The organism is Ruminococcus sp. YE282 (assembly GCA_900101355.1).
Lineage (GTDB): Bacteria > Bacillota > Clostridia > Oscillospirales > Acutalibacteraceae > Ruminococcoides > Ruminococcoides bromii_A.
Genome location: FMUV01000070.1, coordinates 1 through 3,621 on the forward strand (window position 1 = coordinate 1; position 3,621 = coordinate 3,621).

A 3,621-nucleotide genomic window follows, 5' to 3' on the forward strand; every position below is an offset into this window, starting at 1 on the left:
AGTTTTAAAACGGTCGAGGGGTTGAGTTGCAACTTTGATAATCTCACTGATGAAAACGATAACAAATTAAGTATTGATTATAAGCCGGAGGGTGAGTTTGAAAGTGTTCATGTCATTGAACTTTCTGATACATACTCAAAATCTGAAATTGATGCAGAGCTTGCGAAAAAAATCAACGAAGAAGATGTTTATACTACCGAAGAGGCCGACGATCATTTTCAGAGAATTTTGACAGCGGGCGATAATATAAAAATTGACGATAACAAGCAGGGCAAAATTACAATCTCGGCAGATTTAAGCAAAAAATACGATGCCGCAAACGTTGAATCGGGCAGCGGAGATTTGTCTGTATACTCTGAAAACGTTCCTGTTACATCTGCAAAATTCAATTATCAAAAAGTCGGCGATTTTGTCATGCTGACGTTTACTGTTACATTTTCCGCAGCTACGATGAGTGCAGCAAAATCATACTCGCTTTTGGGACTTCCGTATCGAAACGAGATTATTCTGCGAAAGCCGGCTATTACAACGTCAAAAAACAAGTTGGGAATTGCAATTGCAGCGAACACCGCAACATTGACAATAATTACGCAGGGAGAAGCAGTTACAATTTCGGACGGCGAAAGCATCCAAGAAACATTAATTTATAAAATCCAAAAATAAGGAGACAAAAAATATGGAATTAACAACAAAAATCACACTTGATATGCTCACACAAGACAGTGTTTCTGTACTGAAACAGCAGTTTCTAACATTCAACGATGTTGAAATGCAAGTGGGTAGCAACATACGAAACACCTATACAAACAGTGTAAGCGGTAGAGCAGCAATAAAAACTGTTTTATCAGAAGAGTATCAAAATGCCGTCTTCGCAGTGTGGGGAGATACAGCGACAGTTGGCGAAAGTGGTGATGTGCTCTGATGGCAACAGAAATAATTGTATCGTTAATAGCACTCGCTGGGTCAGCACTTGGCACCTTTGCGGGAATATTTCTAAACACAAAATTATCAAATTATCGCATTGAACAGCTCGAAAAGAAAGTTGACAAACACAACAATCTTATTGAGCGTACATACAAAATCGAACAGCATAATGCTGTTGTTGATGAAGAAATCAAAGTCGCAAATCACAGAATCGACGACTTAGAAAATATAAACAAGAAAGGTTGATTAATTATGACAAGCAAATTTAAACAGTGGGCAAAAGCGGCAGGAGTAAGGGCATTGAAAACTGCTGCACAAACAGCTGTTGCAACAATCGGAACAACAGCAATGTTTGACGAGATTAACTGGGCGGTTGTGGGCTCAACAACATTGCTTGCGGCGGTGCTCTCAATACTCACATCAATTGCAGGCTTACCCGAAGTATCTAAAAGCGAGGAGTAAACATGGGAACAAAAGCAATTGACGTGTCGTATTGTCAGACTAACGTTGACTACGACAGAGTAAAAAACAGCGGAATTGATGTTGTGATTATTCGAGCAGGTTACGGCAGAGAATCATATCAAAAAGACAGCGAATTTGAAACGCATTACCGTAACGCAAAAGCGGCAGGGTTGAAGGTGGGCGCATACTGGTATTCATATGCCGACAGTGTGTCTGATGCAGTCAACGAAGCTAATGCGTGCCTTGCTTGCATTAAAGGGAAAAGCTTTGACTATCCGATATATTATGATTTGGAAGAGCAGAGCATTGCAAATCTCGGTGTTTCTGCCTGCACTGATATGGCAAGAGCGTTTTGTAATAAAATAATTGATGCGGGATATGCGGCGGGCGTGTATGCCAATCTCAACTGGTTTCAAAATTATCTTGATTATAACACTCTACACGATAAATATTCGATTTGGCTTGCTCAATGGTCGAACAGCCACAGTCTTGATTGTGATATATGGCAATATGCAAGCGATGGTAATGTCTCGGGAATAAGTGGCAACGTAGATATGGATGTTGTCATCGGAGAGCCGAGTGGAGACTGCTCATCGGCCTCGGGCGAAAATTCATACGGTGACTCGGATATCAAAGACGTACAAGAATGGCTGAATGATAATTATGACACTAATCTTGACGTTGACGGTATTTACGGTAATTTAACAAAAGCGGCACTGGTCAAAGCTTTGCAGACTGAATTAAACAGACAGTGCGGCGCAGGTCTTGACATTGACGACATTTTCGGTCATTGCACCCGCTCAGCAGTAATTAATATATATAAAGGAATGAGCGGCAACATAACCAAAACGCTGCAAGGCTTGCTCATCTGTAACGGTTATGATACGAACGGGTTTGACGGTATCTTTGGTGCCGGCACGGCTCATGCAGTTCAACAGTTTCAGTCAGCTCACGGCTTGTACGTTGACGGCATAGCGGGAAAAAATACGTTTGAACGGCTGTGTTCTTAAAACAGTTATGTGCATAGCAAAAACACCCCTCAACTTAATTGGTCGAGGGGTGTTTTTTATGAGAATCTCACGCAATTTTATTTATTAGAAAAGAACGATAGAAGTATTTGCCTTATCGCTGCTGCTTTGCTAAGATTATTTTGTTTTGCGTATCTATCAATCTCAGCACTCAATTCAGGTGTGATTCTTAATCTTATGTTTTGCGTTAAATTTTCACTTGGTCTTCCCATTTTAGGATTATCTGTTTTTTTTATATAAGTCATAAAATTTCTTGCCTTTGCTTTGTTGATATGATATAATAATATTGCTTTCCAATGAAGAGCGGCGGCAAGTACCGCTCTTCTTGGCTCGGTGCTCTGGCTTATTTAGTCAGAGCTCTTTCTTTTTGCTTCGGTAATAACTTCATCAATAAGTTCTTTTGCTTTTTCGATATTGTCACTATCAAGCAGAGCTTTGATTGATAGTAGCAATGTAAGTAACTCAAGTCTTGTCATATCTTCGTTCATAAATTTCCCTTTCTAGCACTTGCCACCAAACTCGTCAACTTCATTGACTGTAATTATATTATACACTTTTGTAGGTCAAAAGTCAATACCTTTTTTCAGATTATTAATTGTAATGATTACTACAAATTTACTACAAATGAAATTGAAAAAGCTCTAAAAGTCAGATAAACACTGACTTTTTACAAATAGCAAGCATGACTGTTAATCATGATGTCACTGGTTCGAGCCCAGTTGGGGGAGCCACGAGAGAGTAGTTTTTTACTACTCTCTTTTTTTGAAATTCATTATTTTGTATATCCGAAGTGCAATTAATGAGGCTCCTTGTCATTAGTAAATGGCTCTTTGTCAATAGTTGGGGTAAACCAAAAAATGAAAATGAATGAAATATTAAAAACAAGCGATAGCGTCAAGCTGTCGCTTGTTTTTGAGAATTGACAGATTGAAGAGAAAATATATGTAAAATACGATTACGAAAACGGTTGAAATTTCTGAAACCGTAAGCGTTGCGTTTAAGGACTTTGATTTTGTTGTTGCAACCTTCAGTAAAGCCGTTTGTGTTAGTGGAAGAAAATGAATTAAGAATGGCTCTATAATAAAAGTTGGGGTAAGAACAAAAAGAGCCTACAAAAATAAAAGTAAAAAAGTAGAGCATATTTGTAAAAAAACCTTTAAAATGAAAGTGGAAACAAACCATTTTAAGGAGAATCAAATATGCTCTA

At 38.5% G+C, this 3,621-nt stretch carries 8 protein-coding genes; 5 read left to right on the forward strand and 3 right to left on the reverse strand.

From position 1 onward, the window contains the following. The 5 genes from BLP46_RS12580 to BLP46_RS12600 form a co-directional block, all read left to right on the forward strand. On the forward strand, positions 1-663 hold a 663-nt coding region (locus BLP46_RS12580; RefSeq protein WP_207645254.1), incomplete at its 5' end, for a hypothetical protein. Positions 664-676: 13 nt separating this feature from the next. Then, positions 677-922, forward strand: a complete 246-nt coding sequence (locus BLP46_RS12585; protein WP_092979384.1) for a hypothetical protein — start codon at positions 677-679, stop codon at positions 920-922. Then, positions 922-1,170 carry a hypothetical protein gene (locus BLP46_RS12590; protein WP_092979385.1) on the forward strand — a complete coding sequence of 83 codons (249 nt, stop codon included), beginning with the start codon at positions 922-924 and terminating at the stop codon, positions 1,168-1,170. Before BLP46_RS12585 ends, BLP46_RS12590 begins: the two co-directional genes overlap by 1 nt. A 6-nt stretch (positions 1,171-1,176) precedes the next feature. Next, entirely contained in the window at positions 1,177-1,386 is a 210-nt protein-coding gene (locus BLP46_RS12595) for a holin (protein ID WP_092979386.1), read from the forward strand. 2 nt (positions 1,387-1,388) lie between these two features. Beyond that, positions 1,389-2,396, forward strand: a complete 1,008-nt coding sequence (locus BLP46_RS12600) for a GH25 family lysozyme (protein ID WP_092979388.1) — start codon at positions 1,389-1,391, stop codon at positions 2,394-2,396. A 77-nt stretch (positions 2,397-2,473) separates the two neighbouring features. Here BLP46_RS12600 and BLP46_RS12605 read toward each other — a convergent pair whose 3' ends face one another. The 3 genes from BLP46_RS12605 to BLP46_RS13435 form a co-directional block, all read right to left on the reverse strand. Then, positions 2,474-2,659 (reverse strand): ribbon-helix-helix domain-containing protein, encoded by a 186-nt coding sequence (locus BLP46_RS12605; protein WP_092979389.1) that lies wholly within the window; start codon positions 2,657-2,659, stop codon positions 2,474-2,476. A 102-nt stretch (positions 2,660-2,761) separates the two neighbouring features. Next, the gene (locus tag BLP46_RS13180; protein WP_167669279.1) at positions 2,762-2,902 is read right to left on the reverse strand and encodes a hypothetical protein; all 141 of its coding nucleotides are present in this window, start codon (positions 2,900-2,902) and stop codon (positions 2,762-2,764) included. A gap of 406 nt (positions 2,903-3,308) precedes the next feature. After that, the coding region (locus BLP46_RS13435) for a transposase (protein ID WP_318259637.1) at positions 3,309-3,621 on the reverse strand (313 nt) is incomplete at its 5' end.